At 69.2% G+C, this 16,019-nt stretch carries 15 protein-coding genes; 7 read left to right on the forward strand and 8 right to left on the reverse strand.

Annotation, left to right across the window (positions count from 1 at the left end):
• The first annotated feature begins 142 nt into the window (after positions 1-142).
• The 6 genes from JOE64_RS05800 (at position 143) to JOE64_RS05825 (ending at position 4,700) form a co-directional block, all read left to right on the forward strand.
• Positions 143-772, forward strand: coding sequence for a superoxide dismutase (locus JOE64_RS05800; RefSeq protein WP_204963377.1), 630 nt, complete (start codon positions 143-145; stop codon positions 770-772).
• A gap of 133 nt (positions 773-905) precedes the next feature.
• Entirely contained in the window at positions 906-1,916 is a 1,011-nt protein-coding gene (gap, locus tag JOE64_RS05805) for a type I glyceraldehyde-3-phosphate dehydrogenase (protein WP_204963378.1), read from the forward strand.
• A gap of 9 nt (positions 1,917-1,925) precedes the next feature.
• Entirely contained in the window at positions 1,926-3,143 is a 1,218-nt protein-coding gene (locus JOE64_RS05810; protein WP_204963379.1) for a phosphoglycerate kinase, read from the forward strand.
• Positions 3,143-3,925, forward strand: coding sequence for a triose-phosphate isomerase (tpiA, locus tag JOE64_RS05815; RefSeq protein WP_239531715.1), 783 nt, complete (start codon positions 3,143-3,145; stop codon positions 3,923-3,925). The genes JOE64_RS05810 and tpiA overlap by 1 nt, the downstream gene beginning before the upstream one ends.
• A 182-nt stretch (positions 3,926-4,107) precedes the next feature.
• Positions 4,108-4,356, forward strand: coding sequence for a preprotein translocase subunit SecG (secG, locus tag JOE64_RS05820; RefSeq protein WP_204963381.1), 249 nt, complete (start codon positions 4,108-4,110; stop codon positions 4,354-4,356).
• On the forward strand, positions 4,356-4,700 hold the full coding sequence (locus JOE64_RS05825) for an RNA polymerase-binding protein RbpA (RefSeq protein WP_204963382.1): 345 nt from the start codon (positions 4,356-4,358) through the stop codon (positions 4,698-4,700). Before secG ends, JOE64_RS05825 begins: the two co-directional genes overlap by 1 nt.
• Before the next feature lie 184 nt (positions 4,701-4,884).
• On the opposite strand, the gene pgl is transcribed toward JOE64_RS05825, so the two are convergent.
• From pgl to tkt, 6 genes are read right to left on the reverse strand one after another with little or no spacing between them, the layout of a single operon-like run.
• Positions 4,885-5,664: a 6-phosphogluconolactonase gene (gene pgl / locus JOE64_RS05830; protein ID WP_204963383.1), complete on the reverse strand. Its 780-nt coding sequence runs from the start codon at positions 5,662-5,664 to the stop codon at positions 4,885-4,887.
• 8 nt (positions 5,665-5,672) lie between these two features.
• Positions 5,673-6,614: a glucose-6-phosphate dehydrogenase assembly protein OpcA gene (locus JOE64_RS05835; protein ID WP_204963384.1), complete on the reverse strand. Its 942-nt coding sequence runs from the start codon at positions 6,612-6,614 to the stop codon at positions 5,673-5,675.
• Entirely contained in the window at positions 6,611-8,161 is a 1,551-nt protein-coding gene (gene zwf / locus JOE64_RS05840; RefSeq protein WP_204963385.1) for a glucose-6-phosphate dehydrogenase, read from the reverse strand. Before zwf ends, JOE64_RS05835 begins: the two co-directional genes overlap by 4 nt.
• A 12-nt stretch (positions 8,162-8,173) precedes the next feature.
• A complete protein-coding gene (locus tag JOE64_RS05845) occupies positions 8,174-9,802 on the reverse strand; it encodes a phosphoglucose isomerase-related protein (RefSeq protein WP_204963386.1) in 1,629 nt (542 codons plus the stop codon).
• Positions 9,799-10,914 carry a transaldolase gene (tal, locus tag JOE64_RS05850; RefSeq protein WP_204963387.1) on the reverse strand — a complete coding sequence of 372 codons (1,116 nt, stop codon included), beginning with the start codon at positions 10,912-10,914 and terminating at the stop codon, positions 9,799-9,801. Before tal ends, JOE64_RS05845 begins: the two co-directional genes overlap by 4 nt.
• 14 nt (positions 10,915-10,928) lie before the next feature.
• Positions 10,929-13,022 (reverse strand): transketolase, encoded by a 2,094-nt coding sequence (tkt, locus tag JOE64_RS05855; protein WP_204963388.1) that lies wholly within the window; start codon positions 13,020-13,022, stop codon positions 10,929-10,931.
• Between the two features lie 275 nt (positions 13,023-13,297).
• Here tkt and JOE64_RS05860 point away from each other — a divergent pair, with 275 nt between their 5' ends.
• The gene (locus JOE64_RS05860; RefSeq protein WP_204963389.1) at positions 13,298-14,224 is read left to right on the forward strand and encodes a heme o synthase; all 927 of its coding nucleotides are present in this window, start codon (positions 13,298-13,300) and stop codon (positions 14,222-14,224) included.
• A 213-nt stretch (positions 14,225-14,437) separates the two neighbouring features.
• Here JOE64_RS05860 and JOE64_RS05865 read toward each other — a convergent pair whose 3' ends face one another.
• Positions 14,438-14,929: a dinucleotide-utilizing enzyme gene (locus JOE64_RS05865; RefSeq protein WP_239531717.1), complete on the reverse strand. Its 492-nt coding sequence runs from the start codon at positions 14,927-14,929 to the stop codon at positions 14,438-14,440.
• 105 nt (positions 14,930-15,034) lie between these two features.
• Positions 15,035-15,967: a COX15/CtaA family protein gene (locus JOE64_RS05870; RefSeq protein WP_204963390.1), complete on the reverse strand. Its 933-nt coding sequence runs from the start codon at positions 15,965-15,967 to the stop codon at positions 15,035-15,037.
• Positions 15,968-16,019: the final 52 nt, after the last annotated feature.

The following is a 16,019-nucleotide window of genomic DNA, read 5'->3' on the forward strand; positions in this document are numbered from 1 at the left end:
CAATCGACGGGGGAGACACGCACGAGCGGATGCCACAGCGCACGACCGGGAACAACCCCCTGCCGCGGGCGTTGGACCTCAATAGGATGAAAGTCGTCCCCTCGCCGCGTGCGCAACGCGGCGCCGACAGGAAGAAGAGATGATGGCGAAGTACACCCTGCCCGACCTCCCCTACGACTACTCGGCTCTCGAGCCGTACATCAGCGGCAAGATCATGGAGCTGCACCACGACAAGCACCACCAGACGTACGTCACCGGTGCCAACACCGCCCTCGAGCAGCTCGCCGAGGCCCGTGAGTCGGGCAACCTCGCGAACGTCAACAAGCTCGAGAAGGACCTCGCGTTCAACCTCGGCGGTCACGTCAACCACTCGATCTTCTGGACGAACCTCGCCCCGGCGGGCAACGGCGGCGGCGGACAGCCCGAGGGCGAGCTGAAGGCCGCGATCGACGACAACTTCGGCGGCTTCGACAAGTTCCAGGCGCACTTCACGGCGGCGGCGACCGGCATCCAGGGCTCGGGCTGGGCCGTGCTCAGCTGGGACTCGATCGGCGAGCAGCTGATCATCCAGCAGCTGTTCGACCAGCAGTCCAACACGGCGCAGGGCACGGTGCCGATCTTCCAGCTCGACATGTGGGAGCACGCCTTCTACCTCGACTACCTCAACGTCAAGGCCGACTACGTCAAGGCGGTGTGGAACATCGCGAACTGGGGCAATGTCGCAGAGCGCTTTTCGACGGCGCGCGACAAGACGGCGGGCCTGCTCAAGTAGTAGTGTCGTGACCAGGTGAGGATGCCGGGTCCCGCCCGGCGACGGGGGAGACCCGGCATCCTTTTCTCATCAAGCGTTCGCGTCACGGTGCGTCCACACGGCGACTCCGGCGCGACAGGAACCGGGAGACAACGTGTCTGTCAAGATCGGAATCAACGGCTTCGGCCGCATCGGACGTAACTTTCTCCGCGCGGCCCTCGAGCAGGGTGCGGACCTCGACATCGTGGCGGTGAACGACCTCACCGACAACAAGACCCTTGCCCACCTGCTCAAGTACGACTCCGTGGGCGGCCGCCTCGACGCCGAGGTCTCGTACGACGCCGACTCGATCACCGTCAACGGCAAGGCCATCAAGGTCTTCGAAGAGCGCGACCCCGCCAACCTCCCCTGGGGCGACCTGGGTGTCGACATCGTCATCGAGTCGACGGGCCGCTTCACCAAGGCCGTGGACGCCAAGAAGCACATCGACGGCGGCGCCAAGAAGGTCATCATCTCGGCTCCCGGCACCGACGTCGACGGCACGTTCGTCATGGGCGTCAACGACGGCGACTACGACGCCGAGACGATGCACGTCATCTCCAACGCGTCGTGCACCACGAACTGCCTCGCGCCCCTGGCCAAGGTCTTCAACGACGCGTTCGGCATCGAGCGCGGCTTCATGATGACGGCTCACGCGTACACGGCCGACCAGAACCTGCAGGACGGCCCCCACGGCGACCTGCACCGTGCCCGCGCCGCCGCGCTGAACATCGTCCCGGCCTCGACCGGTGCCGCCAAGGCGATCGGCCTCGTGCTCCCCGAGCTCAACGGCAAGCTGTCGGGCTCGTCGTACCGTGTTCCGATCCCCACGGGCTCGATCGTCGACCTCACGATCATCACCCCGACCGAGGGCCTGACCGTCGACACGATCAACGCCGCCTACGAGAAGGCTGCGGCCGAGGGCGAGCTCGTCGGCTTCCTGAAGTACAACACCGACCCGATCGTGTCCACCGACATCGTCCACGACGCGCACTCGTCGATCTTCGACGCCGGTCAGACCAACGTCTCGGGCAACCTGGTCAAGGTGTCGGCGTGGTACGACAACGAGTGGGGCTACTCGAACCGCCTCGTCGACCTCGCCGAGCTCGTCGCCGACAAGCTCTGAGGTTTCACCATGGCTCTGCGTACCCTCGATTCTCTGGGTTCGCTGGCCGGTAAGCGTGTCATCGTCCGTGTTGACTTCAATGTCCCTCTCAAAGAGGGCGTCATCACGGACGATGGCCGTATCCGGGCGGCTCTTCCCACTCTCAACCACCTGATCAACCAGGGCGCCCGCGTCATCGCGTGCTCGCACCTGGGCCGCCCCGACGGTGCTCCCGACCCCAAGTACAGCCTCGAGCCGGTCGCCCAGCGACTGTCCGAGCTGCTGGGCAAGCCGGTCGCGTTCGCCCGTGACACCGTCGGCTCGTCCGCTCAGGACGCGGCCGCGGCGCTCGAGGACGGCGAGATCGCGGTCATCGAGAACCTCCGCTTCAACGCGGGCGAGACGGCGAAGGATGCCGGTGAGCGCCGCGCCTTCGCCGAGCAGCTCGCCGCGCTCGGCGACGCTCTCGTGTCGGATGGCTTCGGTGTCGTGCACCGCAAGCAGGCGTCGGTCTACGATCTCGCCGAGATCCTGCCGTCCGCGGCGGGCTTCCTCATCGAGAAGGAGGTCGATGTCCTCGACCGCCTCACCGAGAACCCGGAGCGTCCGTACGCGGTCGTCCTCGGCGGTTCGAAGGTCAGCGACAAGCTGGGCGTCATCGAGCACCTGCTGCCGCGTGCCGACAAGATCCTGGTCGGCGGCGGCATGCTCTTCACCTTCCTCGCGGCCCAGGGCCTCAAGGTCGGCAAGAGCCTGCTCGAAGCCGACCAGATCGACACCGTCAAGGGCTACGTCGCCGATGCCGTCGAGCGCGGGGTCGAGCTGATCCTGCCGGTGGATGCCGTGATGGCATCCGGCTTCGCCGCCGACGCCGACCACGTCGTGGCCGCCGCCGATGCGCTGGAGGACACCCCCTTCGGTGCGGACGGCATGGGCCTGGACATCGGACCCGAGACGGCGAAGATCTTCGCCGACGCGATCCGGGGATCGAAGACGGTGTTCTGGAACGGCCCGATGGGCGTGTTCGAGATGCCGGCGTTCGCCGCGGGCACGAAGGCCGTCGCACAGGCGCTGACCGAGGTCGACGGCCTCTCCGTCGTCGGCGGCGGCGACTCGGCCGCGGCCGTGCGTCAGCTCGGTTTCGCCGATGACCAGTTCGGTCACATCTCCACCGGTGGTGGAGCAAGCCTGGAGTTCCTGGAGGGCAAGAAGCTCCCGGGTCTCGAGATCCTGGGATGGGAGAGCTGATGGCGCGCACACCGCTCATCGCCGGCAACTGGAAGATGAACCTCGACCACCTGCAGGCGGTCGCCTTCGTGCAGAAGCTGCACTGGACGCTGAAGGATGCCGGTCACGAAGACGGTTCCGTCGAGGTCGCCGTCTTCCCGCCGTTCACCGACATCCGTACGGTGCAGACTCTGATCGACGCCGACAAGATCCCGTTCGCCCTGGGCGCACAGGACCTGTCGACGCAGGACTCGGGCGCCTACACGGGCGAGGTCTCGGGCGTGTTCCTGAACAAGCTGGCGTGCAGGTACGTCATCATCGGGCACTCCGAGCGTCGTCAGTACCACCACGAGACCGACGAGCTCGTCGCAGAGAAGGTCCAGGCGGCCCTCCGCAACGGACTCGTCCCGGTCATCTGCGTCGGCGAGACCCTGGAGCAGCGCGAGGAGTCCGGTCCCACGGCCGTCTCTGTCGCGCAGCTGCGCGCCGCGCTGGAGAGTGTGCCCGCCGATGCGGACATCGTCGTGGCCTACGAGCCGGTGTGGGCGATCGGCACCGGTCAGGTCGCCTCGCCCGAGCAGGCGCAGGAGGTCTGCGTCGCGCTCCGCGAGGTGCTCGCCGATGTCCTCGGCGCCGACGCCGCAGCCCGCACGCGCGTGCTGTACGGCGGCTCGGTGAAGTCGGGCAACGTCGCGAGCTTCATGCGCGAGCCCGATGTCGACGGCGCCCTGGTGGGCGGCGCGAGCCTCGTCGCGGACGAGTTCGCGGCGATCATCCGCTACCAGAAGCACGTCGGCGTCTGACGCCTTCTCGACGGGCTCGGGGACCGCACGTCGGTCTCCGAGCCCGTCGTCGTCTTCGGGGGAGCGGGGGCGACGCGGCATCCGCAACGTCACACGCGACATGACGCGGAAGTGAACGTACGCAGACCGGTATACTCGACTCGGTGCGCCCGTCGACGGCGCCACGAAAGGCTTCATCCACTGTGGACATCCTCGAGTTCGTGATGCAGGTGGTGCTGGGCATCACCAGCCTCCTGCTGACGCTGCTGATCCTGCTGCACAAGGGCCGCGGAGGCGGTCTGTCCGACATGTTCGGTGGTGGCATGAGCTCCGCGATGGGCTCATCCGGTCTCGCAGAACGCAACCTCAACCGGTTCACCGTGGTTCTCGCCCTGGTGTGGTTCGTCGCCATCGTCGCACTCGGCCTCATCACGAAGTTCCAGGGCATCTGATGGCGACCGGCGGCAACGCGATCCGCGGCACCCGTGTCGGTGCCGGCCCCATGGGCGAGCAGGACCACGGCCACCACGCCGAGCGTCTCGCCGTCTCGTACTGGGACGCTCTCGGCAACGAGACCGTCCGCTACTTCGCCGACGAAGAGATCCCCGAGACGATCGACTCGCCGCACTCCGGCCTCCCCGCCGGTCGCGACAAGGAGAACCCTCCGGCGATCGCGAAGAACGAGCCCTACAAGACGCACCTCGCCTACGTGAAGGAGCGTCGCACCGAGGAAGAGGCGGACGCCCTTCTCGACGACGCGCTGCAGCAGCTGCGCGAGCGCCGCGGCCAGGCCTGAGCCGAGTCCTCCCCGCGCGCGTCGCGGTATCGGCTCCGCGGGCGCGCGGAGCCTCGCTGCGGGCGCGTCCGGGCGAATGCGCACGGCGCGAGCGCCGAGCGGGAGGACACACCCCGGAGGACGGCGCCCGGGAAACCCGAACCCCGGTGCGGATCGCTCCGAACGGCATTCTTTCCGCGCGCGCTCAGAACTCCTGATCGATGAGCTCGAGCGGCACGTTCGTCGCGGCATCCTGATCGACGAAGAACATCGTGCGCCGACGACCCTTCGCGCCCGCCGCCGGGACCGTTTCGTAGCTCGCTCCCGCGAGGGCGAGGCCGAGCGCGGATGCCTTGTCGACGCCCGAGACGACGAGCCAGACGCAACGCGCCGAGTTCAGCACGGGGCGGGTGAGGGTGATCCTGCTCGCCGGGGGCTTCGGGGCGTCGCGCACCGGAACGACCGAGCGATCCGTGATCTGGATCTCGGCGCGATCGGGGAACAGCGACGCGATGTGGCCGTCGGGACCGACGCCGAGGAAGCAGAGATAGAACGCCGGCCAGTCATGCTCGTCGTCGCCGTACCGGGCCAGCTCGGCCGCGTAGGCCGCCGCGGCGGCGTCCATATCGGGCGCCTCGTCGACGGTGGCCATGGCGTGGACGTTCTGCGCCGGGATGTCGATGTGGTCGATCAGCGCACGCCGCGCGGCGAGATCGTTACGATCCTCGTCGTCCGGCGCCAAGAAACGCTCGTCGCCCCACCAGAGGTGCACGGTCGACCAGTCGACCTCCGCGCGCCGCGGATGCGAACCGGCCGCTCGCAGCACCTCGGTGCCGATCCCGCCGCCGGTGAGTGCCAGGTGCGACACCTTGCCCACCGACGATCGACGGATCAGCCGTACCAGCAGTCGCTCGGCGACATCGTGCGCCAACGTCTCGGCGTCGGAGCTGATCACGACCCGCTTCTCTGTCCACAAGTGCGCCATCGGAACTCCTACGACGGGGAAGTGGTGGGCGGTCCGAGGAGCTCCCAGCCTTCCGTGATCACTCGACCATACAGGACGTCCGGGTCGAGTCTGCGGAGCTCTTCGGCGAGGCATTCGCGCAGCGTCCGGCGCGGCAGCACGATGTCGTGCGAGGGCTGCCCGGGCTGCGTGAGGGTGGCGTCGATGTCGTTGGTGCGCTGCAGCAGGATGTCGCCGCTCGCCCGGCCCAGCCGGACGCTCTGGATGCCGTGCTCCCACTCGTCGCGAGCGGAATACCGCCAGACGACGGGCACCCCGAGCTCGAGGCGCAGCCACGCCGCGAGCAGGCCCGTCGAGGGGGACGTGCCGGCTCCGACGACCTCGACGGTCGTGATCGGCTCGTACGGTGGCTGGTCGAGCACCGCCGCGAGCTGCTCGCGCCAGTGGGTCAGTCGCGTCCACGCGAGGTCGGTGTCGCCGGGTGCGTACGAGGAGCCCAGCTGCGACAGGCGGTCCTTCGCGAAGGGGCGCGTGGAGGCATCCGTGATGCGACGCTGTGCCATGCGGCCCACATCGGATGCCGCGGGGTGGGCCGGGGGATAGTCGGGCCACCAGGCGACGACGGGGGCGTCGGGCAGCAGGAGCCCCGTGATGAGGCTCTCCTGGTTGCTTCCCGCCGCGCCGTGCGCCCGCAGGACGACGACCTCGCTCGCGCCGGCGTCGCCGCCCACGCGGATCTGGGCGTCGAGGCGTGCATCGCCCTCATCGTCCGTGATCAGCACGATGACGCGCATCGGGTGCTCGCGGGAGGCGTCGTTGGCCGCCTCGATGGCTTCTTCGTGCAGACCGTGCGTGGTGACGATGACGAGCGTGAGCACCCGGCCGAGGGCGACGGCGCCACCCTCTTCGCGGACGCTGACGAGGGAACGGGCGATCTTCGACACTGTGGTGTCGGGCAGGTCGACGATCACGGGCGCCTCCAGACGCGGCCATCGCGGGCCAGTAGTTCATCGGCAGAGGGGGGACCCCACGAACCGGGGGAGTACTGCTCGAGCGGGCCGCCCTGAGCGGTCCAGTACTCCTCGACGGGGTCGAGGATCTTCCACGACAGCTCGACCTCCTCGTGTCGCGGGAACAGCGGCGGGTCGCCGAGCAGAACGTCGAGGATCAGGCGCTCGTAGGCCTCGGGGCTCGATTCGGTGAACGCGTGACCGTAGCCGAAGTCCATCGTGACGTCGCGCACCTCGTTCGCCGCGCCCGGCACCTTCGAGCCGAAGCGGATCGTGACGCCCTCATCGGGCTGCACGCGGATGACGAGGGCGTTCTGGCCCATCTCCAGCGTCTGGTTGCGCTGGAAGAGATGCTGCGGAGCACGCTTGAACACGACGGCGATCTCCGTCACGCGGCGGCCCAGACGCTTGCCGGTGCGCAGGTAGAACGGCACCCCGGCCCAGCGGCGGGTGCCGATCTCGAGCTTGACGGCCGCGTAGGTCTCGGTGGTGGACTGCGGGTTCATGCCGTCCTCGTCGAGGAACCCGGTGACCTGCTCACCGCCCTGCCACCCTCCGCCGTACTGCCCGCGAGCGCTGGCCGTGGACAGGTCCTCGGGCAGGCGTACCGCCGCCAGCACCTTCTCCTTCTCGGCGCGCAGGTCCGTGGCATCCATCGAGATGGGCTCTTCCATCGCGGTGAGGGCCAGCAGCTGCAGCAGGTGGTTCTGGATGACGTCGCGCGCGGCGCCGATCCCGTCGTAGTAGCCGGCGCGGCCGCCGACGCCGATGTCCTCGGCCATCGTGATCTGCACGTGGTCGACGTAGTTCGCGTTCCAGATCGGCTCGAACAGCTCGTTCGCGAAGCGCAGCGCCAGGAGGTTCTGGACCGTCTCCTTGCCGAGGTAGTGGTCGATGCGGAAGATCGAGTCGGCGGGGAAAGCCACCTCGAGGGCCGCATTCAGCTCCCGAGCGGTCTGCAGATCGGAGCCGAAGGGCTTCTCGATGACGACGCGACGCCAGGCATCCGGGTTCGTCGACTTGTCATCGACGAGCCCCGACTCCTTGAGCTGCTTCGCCACGATCGGGAAGTCCCGCGGCGGGATCGACAGATAGAACGCGTGGTTTCCCATCGTGCCGCGTTCGACATCGAGCTCGTCGACCGTCTCGCGCAGGCGGCGGAACGCGTCGTCGTCGCCGAACTCGCCCGAGACGAAGCGGATGCCCTGGAGCAGCTGCTTCCAGGTCTCCTCCCGGAACGGCGTGCGCGCGTACTGACGCACCGCGTCGTGGACCACGTTCGCGAAGTCCTGGTCGGCCCAGTCGCGACGGGCGAACCCGACGAGCGCGAATCCGGGCGGCAGCAGACCGCGGTTGGCGAGGTCGTAGACCGCGGGCATGAGCTTCTTGCGCGACAGGTCTCCGGTCACGCCGAAGATGACCAGCGCGCTCGGACCGGCGATGCGGTTCAGGCGGCGGTCATCGGCGTCGCGCAGCGGATTGTGTCCGCGCGAGATCTCGACAGGCATCGGTGAGGACTCCTATTGGGCTGCTTCGAACAGTGCGAGCACGTCCGACTGCGGGTCGGTGAGGGTCAGGGTCACGACGGGACGTCCATGCTCGACGAGCACGGCGGCGTCTCCGGCCGCCTGCGCGGCGATGAGCTGACCGAAGGTGAAGGGGCGACCGGGGATCTCGAGGTCGACATCGTCCGATCCGAGGATCTGGAGGAAGACGCCGACCGCCGGGCCGCCCTTGTGGTACTGCCCCGTGGAATGCAGGAACCGCGGGCCCCAGCCGAAGGTCGTCGGACGGCCGCTGTCAGCGGCGACCAGTTCGCGCAGGCCCGCGAGCTGCGGGACCGCGACACGGTCGACGTAGGCCTGGATGGCGACGTACCCGGTCGGTCCGAGCTGTGCCCACAGAGCGTCCAGGACCCCCGCGAGGGTTCCCGACGAGGCCAGAGCGGGGTCGGAGACGCGCACCTCGACGTCGCCCTCGACGAACGCGGGCGAGCCGCTGTCCGGGCGGGCGTCGAGCAGACCGCGCGCGGCCTGCTTCGCCGACTCGACGTCGGGCTGATCGAACGGATCGATGCCGAGCAGGCGCCCCGCGATCGCGGTGGCGTACTCCCACACGACGAACTGCGCCCCGAGCGAGCCGCTCAGGAGCACCTCGTCGGGGTTCTGCTCGATGAGACGGAAGTGCTCCGCATCATCGACGAGACGCACGATCTGCAGATCCGAGGGCGTCTCGTCCAGCTCGGGCGAGACCGGCAGCAGCACGACGGGCAGGATGCCCGTGCCGTTCTTCCCCGTCGACTCGGCGACGAGCTGTTCGATCCAGTCGGGGAGCCCCACGATGTGGGTGCCGTCGGAGACGAGGCCGATCTTGTCGCGGCGGGTCGCGCCGGGTGCGGTGCCGGCGATCGCGGCTGCCAGCACCAGCGCAGGATTGCGCGGGTCGTCGATCGCGACCTCGAGGAGCGTGGCCTCCGCCTCGTCGAGGAGCTCACCGATGTCGGCTCCGGCGAGGCCGGCGGGGACCAGCCCGAAGGCGGTCAGCGCCGAGTAGCGACCGCCGACGGTCGGGTCGGCCGAGAAGACGCGGTAGCCCGCCTCGCGGGCCGAGGTTTCGAGCGGCGAGCCCGGGTCGGTGACGACGACGATGCGCTCCGCCGGATCGATCCCGAGGTCGCGCCAGGCCGCCTCGAACGCGCGACGGGCGGAGTCGGTCTCGACGGTCGATCCCGACTTGGAGGAGACGACCAGGACCGTGTTCTCGAGGTCGCCCTGTTCGGCGTCGCCGTCGATCGCGGCGAGCACCTGGCCGGGTGCGGTCGAGTCGAGCACGACGAGCGGAACTCCCGCCGTCGCGGCGATGACCTCGGGCGCCAGCGATGAGCCGCCCATGCCCGCGAGGACGACACGCGTGATGCCGCGCTCCACGAGCGTCGCACGCAGCTGCGAGATCTCGGCCACCAGCGGGCGGGAGACGGTCACTGCATTCACCCAGCCGAGGCGGCGAGCCGCCTCGGCGGCCGCGTCCGGACCCCACAGGTCCGCGTCGCCGGCGGTGATACCGCTGGCGACGAGGTCGCCGACGAGCACCGGAAGGGTGTGCTCGACGACGACCTCGACGTGACCCGAGACGTGGATCTCGAAGCTCACCGGGTGGTCTCCGCGAGTGCCGCGGCGACGGTCTTCTGCAGGTCGTGCCAAGAAGCGATGAACTTCGCGACGCCCTCGTCCTCGAGCAGTTGGGTGACATCTGCGATGTCGATGCCGAGGTCGGCGAGCTGGGCGAACACCAGGCGGGCGTCCTCGTAGCCGGTCGTGATGGTGTCGCCGGTCACGACGCCGTGGTCGAACGTCGCCTCGAGCGTCTTCTCCGGCATCGTGTTGACGGTGCCGGCTGCGACGAGCTCCGTGACGTACAGGGTGTCGGGGAGGGCCGGGTCCTTGACGCCGGTCGAGGCCCACAGCGGGCGCTGGACGTTGCCACCGGCCGAGATGAGCTCCTGCGCGCGCGGCTCGGCGAAGCGCTTCTCGAACAGCTCGTAGGCGAGGCGGGCGTTGGCGACGCCGGCCTTCGACTTCAGGGCCTCAGCCTCTTCGGTCTCGAAGGCCGAGAGGCGCTTGTCGACCTCGGTGTCCACGCGCGACACGAAGAACGAGGCGACGGAGTGGATGCCGGACAGGTCGTGCCCGTTCGTCTTGGCCTGCTCGAGGCCCGCGAGGTAGGCGTCGATGACCTCGCCGTAGCGCTCGAGGGAGAAGATCAGCGTCACGTTGACGGAGATGCCCTCGGCGAGCGTCGCCGTGATGGCGGGCAGGCCCGCCTTGGTGGCGGGGATCTTGATCAGGGCGTTCTCGCGGTCGACCTTCTGCCACAGCTTCTGGGCCTCGGCGCTCGTGCCGTCGGTGTCGTGGGCGAGGTCGGGGGAGACCTCGATCGACACGCGGCCGTCCACACCGCCGGTCGCGTCGTAGACGGGACGGAAGATGTCGGCCGCGTCGCGCACGTCGGTGGTCGTCAGCTCGAAGATCGCCGTGTCGACGTCCGCGCCGTCGGCCGCGAGGGCGGCGAGCGGCGCGTCGTACGAGTCGTCGTTCTGGTTGCCGATGGCCGCCTGGAAGATCGACGGGTTCGTCGTGACACCGGAGACGTTGCGCGACTCGATCAGCTCGGCGAGGTTGCCCGAGTCGATCCGCGAGCGGGAGAGGTCATCGAGCCAGATGCTGACGCCGGCCTCGGTGAGCTGCTGAGTGGGGGTGCTCATGATGTGTGTTCTCCTCAGTTGTTGTCCGCGTCGGCGGACACGGCGGCGATGGTTGCGCGGGCCGCGTCGACGACCGCGTCGGCGGTGACGCCGAACTTCTCGAACAGGGTCTTGTAGTCGGCGGAGGCGCCGAAGTGGTCGATGCCGACCGAGCGACCGCGGTCGCCCACGATGCTGCGCCACAGGGGCGTGGAGCCCGCCTCGATCGACACGCGCGCCGCGACGGATGCCGGGAGTACCGACTCGCGGTAGGCGTCGTCCTGCTCGGCGAACCACTCCAGCGACGGTGCCGAGACGACACGCGCCTGGATGCCCTCGGCGGCGAGGGTCTCGCGCGCCTGCACGGCGAGCTGGACCTCGGAGCCGGTCGCGACGAGGATGACGTCCGGGGTGCCGTCGGCGTCGACGAGGACGTAGGCGCCCTTGGCGACACCGTCGGTGGTGGCGAAGCCCTGCTCGCCGCGGGGGAACGTGGGCACGTTCTGACGCGTGAGCGCGATACCGACCGGCGAGCCCGAGGTGCGGCGCACGATCTCCAGCCACGCGGCCGAGGTCTCGTTCGCGTCGGCCGGGCGGACGACGGTGAAGTTCGGAATGAGACGCAGCGTGGAGAGCTGCTCGATCGGCTGGTGCGTGGGGCCGTCCTCGCCGAGGGCGACGGAGTCGTGCGTCCAGACGAAGATCGACGGGATGTCCATGAGCGCGGCCAGACGCACCGGCGGGCGCATGTAGTCGCTGAAGATCAGGAACGTGCCGCCGAACGGGCGGGTGTGCCCGTGCAGCTTGATGCCGTTGACGATCGCGCCCATGGCGTGCTCGCGGATGCCGAAGTGCAGCACGCGACCGTAGGGGTCACCCGACCACTCGTGGGTCGACCACTCGGCGGGGATGAAGCTCTTGGCATCCTTGATCGTCGTGAGGTTCGACTCGGCGAGGTCGGCCGAACCGCCCCACAGTTCGGGCAGCTGGGCGGCGAGGGCGTTGATGACCTGACCCGACGCGGCACGCGTCGAGACGTCCTTGCCGGACTCGAAGACGGGCGCCGCGAGGTCGGTGGGCAGCTCGCCCGCCTCGAGGCGATCCAGCAGCGCCTTGCGCTCGGGGTTCGCCGACGCCCACGCGTCGAAGTCCGCCTGCCAGGCGACGCGCGCCTCGGCGGCGCGGTCCTTCAGAGCGCGCGTGTGGGCGATGACGTCGTCGGCGACGGCGAAGGAGCGCTCGGGGCCGAAGCCGAGGACCTTCTTGGTCGCGGCGAGCTCGTCGGCACCGAGAGCGGAGCCGTGGATCTTGCCGGTGTTCTGCTTGCCGGGGCTCGGCCAACCGATGATCGTCTTGAGGATGATGAGCGAGGGCTTGTCGGTCTCGCCCTGGGCGGCCTCGATCGCGGCATACAGCTCCGCGGCGTCCTCGACGTACTCGCCGGTCTTCTTCCAGTCGACGGTCTGCACGTGCCAGCCGTACGCGTCGTAGCGCTTCGCGACGTCCTCGGTGAAGGCGACGTTGGTGTCGTCCTCGATCGAGATCTGGTTGGAGTCGTAGATCGCGATCAGGTTGCCGAGCTCCTGGTGGCCCGCGAGGCTCGATGCCTCGGAGGTCACACCCTCCTGCAGGTCGCCGTCGCCGGCGATCACGTAGACGAAGTGGTCGAAGGGCGAGGTGCCTGCTGCCGCCTCGGGGTCGAAGAGGCCGCGCTCGTAGCGCGCGGCGTAGGCGAAACCGACCGCGGACGCCAGGCCCTGGCCGAGGGGGCCGGTCGTGATCTCGACGCCCTTGGTGTGCCCGTACTCGGGGTGGCCGGGGGTCAGCGATCCCCACGTGCGCAGCGCTTCGAGGTCGGACAGCTCGAGGCCGAAGCCGCCGAGGTAGAGCTGCACGTACTGCGTGAGCGAGGAATGGCCGGCCGACAGGATGAAGCGATCACGACCGAGCCAGTCGGTGTCGGTCGGGTCGTGGCGCAGCACCTTCTGGTACAGCAGGTAGGCGGCGGGGGCGAGGCTCATCGCGGTACCCGGATGCCCGTTGCCCACCTTCTCCACAGCGTCCGCCGCCAGCACGCGAGCGGTGTCCACCGCGCGCCGATCGATCTCGTCCCAAACCAGTTCCGACACGAAGTGCCCTTTCATACGAGGGGGAGTGCGGCGAACATGTGCACCGGATCCGCGATGTTCGATCGGGGAGGGCCGGCGCTCGGGCCGCATACGAAGTCAGCTTATCGAAACGGGATGCGCGCGCGGCCATGTGACGGTGATGAGACGCGAAATTATGGCGAAGCCGGCAACAAACCGTGTGCGCGGGGACCACATCCTTACGGCGGGGGGGTCGACGCCGCCACCCGAAAACGGTGGCCTACACTGAATGGGGCCGAAAAGAGGGGGACCCGGGCATGGTGCAGACGAGCGTCACGGGATCCGCCGTGCACTCCCGCCGGGGTTCGGTCACCCGCAAGGTCCGCGCCTACGTCGAGCTGACGAAGCCGCGTGTGCTGGAACTCCTGCTGGTCACGACCGTGCCGGTGATGATCCTCGCCCAGGGCGGCGTGCCGAATCTGTGGCTCGTGCTGGCCACCGTCGTCGGCGGCGCGATGAGCGCGGGCTCGGCCGCGGCGTTCAACATGTACCTCGACCGCGACATCGACGCCCACATGCGGCGGACCGAGAAGCGTCCCATCGTCACCGGTGAGGTGTCGCCGCGCGCGGCCCTCGTGTTCGCCTGGACTCTCGCGGTGGCATCCACCGTATGGCTGCTGCTGACGACGAACTGGCTCGCGGCGACGCTGAGCGCCGTCGCCATCTTCTTCTACGTCGTGATCTACACGATCATCCTCAAGCGCCGCACCGAGCAGAACATCGTGTGGGGTGGGATCGCAGGATGCTTCCCCGTGCTGATCGGCTGGTCCGCGGTGACCGGATCGCTCACGTGGACGCCGTTCATCCTGTTCCTCCTCGTCTTCCTCTGGACGCCGCCGCACTACTGGCCGCTGTCGATGAAGTACAAGGGGGACTACCAGGAGGCGGACGTCCCGATGCTCGGGGCCACGCGCGACGGACTGCAGGTGGGCCTTCAGGTGATCCTGTACGCGTGGGCGACGGTGGCATCCTCGCTGCTGCTGATCCCGGTGGCCGGCATGGGGATCGTGTACACCGCGTCGGCGCTCGTCTTCGGCGGCTGGTTCATCGTGGAGTCCCACGTGCTCTACAACCGGGCCGCTCGGGGCGAGCAGATCCGTCCGATGCGCGTGTTCCATGCGTCGATCACGTACCTGACGCTGCTGTTCGTCGCGATCGCGGTCGACCCGCTGCTGCCGTTCTGAGGCGTCGCACCGATCGAGCCTGAGGCATCGCGCCGATCGACGTCACGGTGACCGTACTCGTGCTCGTCGTGACCTCGGAAGAGTGATGAGTGGGTCCGCCGCACGCGCCCGCCGGAGCCGTGCCCCGTGGGCGAGCGATGCGCGCGCACAACGCAGAAGCGGAGACCTGCGAGGGCAGGTCTCCGCTTCTGCGTTGAGATGAGGCGGTGCGGCTCAGCGCTGCGTCGGCGCCTCGGGGCTCGTCGGCTCGGCGGCCGGGTCGACTGCCGCCTCGAACGCGACGGTCGGCTCGGCGGACTCCGTCGCGGCGGCGCGGGCGGACGCGCGCGTCTCGGGTGCGTCGACGACCTCGGGGGCCGGCGCGGCGGCCGGGGTGTACGCGGGGGTGTCGACCACCTCGACGACCTCTTCGGCCCAGACCGGCGCCTCGACGATGGTGGCCGCGGGAGAGACCACGGCGCGCAGGGCGCCGAGGGTCAGTGCGAGGGCGAGACCGATGACGCCCGCGCCGATGAGGATCGCGCCGAGCACGGCCCAGATCTGACCGGCGTAGACCTCGACACCGGTGGCGGTACCGTCGGTGAGGGTCGACGCCATGAGGGTCAGCTTCGAGATGAGCAGGTAGGCGCCGCCGGCGATGGTGACGACGGATCCGCCCACGAGCACCCAGAACGGGGTGCTGCGGATGAGGCGGTTGGTGGGCATGCGGGACTCCTTCTGTCGTGCCGACGCGCGCGCGACGGCTCTTCGACTATCTGCGAACCGCCCGAGTGCGAGCGATGCGCTACCTATGATCCCGCTGTGCGCCCTTCATCGGAAGTCGATGACGCGCGAGTCCTTCAGACGCAGGACGACCACGGTCATCAGCGACGCGGTGATCGCGGCGAGGATCATGTGCGCGCCGACGGCGAGCGGTGGCACGCCGTTGCGGGCCTGATAGAGGCCGAGCGCGATCTGCACCAGCTCGACCACGAGCAGGGCGGTGATCCAGCGCCGGGTCGGCAGAGCGCTCCGCCACGCCACCGCCGTGAGCACGATCGTGAGGGCGAACAGCGCGTAGCCCGGCCAGGCGTGCACGTGCTCGAGGATCGTCGCGTCGAATCCGTTCCGCCCGGCGGTGGCGTCGCCCGAGTGGGGGCCCGCACCGGTCGTGAGCACACCGAAGGCGATCGTGGCAGCGAGGACGAGCGTCGTCACATGCGTCGTGATCGCGTACCACCGCGGCACCGCCCGCGCCCGGAGGCCGGGTGCCGTGTACAGGCGCACGACCAGGGCGGTGCACACGCACACGAGGATCAGCGAGGCGACGTAGTGGAAACCGACGATGAAGGGGTTGAGCCCCGTCCACACCGTGATCCCGCCGACGAACGCCTGGGCGAGGATGCCCGCCATGACGATCCACGCAAGGACGAACAGGTCCTTGCGGGCGCGCCGCTCACGCCACACCAGGACCAGCAGCGCGAGAGCGAGCAGCCCGAGCACCGGGCTCATCATCCGGTTGCCGAACTCGATCAGGGAGTGGAAGCTCTCGCTCACCAGCGCCGGGGTGGGGGTCAGCGAGCCCGCCGTGCACAGCGGCCACGTGTCGCAGCCGAGTCCCGACCCCGTGAGCCGCACGGCGCCACCGGTGCCGATGATGATCACGTTGCCGAGCAGGTTGAGCCACGCCACGACGCGCAGCACGCGGCCGGGGGCCGTGGGGGTCGTCGTCGGGGCGGGGGAGGACGTGGTCGTGCCGGACATGGGGAGAGGACCTCCTGGGACGCGCCTTCGACGGGCGCCGGCCGCGCCCGAG

The organism is Microbacterium dextranolyticum (assembly GCF_016907295.1).
GTDB lineage: Bacteria > Actinomycetota > Actinomycetes > Actinomycetales > Microbacteriaceae > Microbacterium > Microbacterium dextranolyticum.